At 56.6% G+C, this 479-nt stretch carries 1 protein-coding gene; it reads right to left on the reverse strand.

Going from position 1 to position 479, the window contains the following annotated elements; translation table 11 throughout:
• A partial coding sequence (locus ACTHUT_RS21795; RefSeq protein ID WP_440419902.1) for a bifunctional ornithine acetyltransferase/N-acetylglutamate synthase occupies nt 1-479 on the reverse strand: 479 nt, incomplete at both ends.

Consider the following 479-nt stretch of genomic DNA (forward strand, 5'->3'; position numbering starts at 1 on the left):
GCTTGTCCTGCTTCTTCGGTATAGCTTTCCGCACGGCCGCCGTTTTCGGCCACCAACACGTCATCCAGCCACATTTTCAAAGCATCGACGTCCAAGTCTTCAATACCGGCATAGCCGACGGCTGCCAACAGACGACCCAAGTTCGGGTCGGAGGCAAAGAACGCGGTTTTCACCAAAGGCGAATGGGCGACGGCATAAGCCACCTTGCGCGCTTCTTCGCGGGTTTTCGCGTTTTGCACTTCAATCGTGATGAACTTGGTCGCGCCCTCGCCATCACGGACAATCGCCTGCGCCAGTTCCAGAGCCAGCGAACCGAGCAAGGCTTTGAGCTGCGCATAGCGCGGATCGGCGGTATTGTCGATTTCGCTCTGACCGCAACGGCCTGTCGCCATAATCACGAAGCTGTCGTTGGTGCTGGTATCGCCGTCCACGGTAATCGTATTGAAACTTTCGTCTGCGATTTCTTGCGTCATCAGCTG

This window comes from Neisseria sp. P0022.S010, from assembly GCF_051956635.1.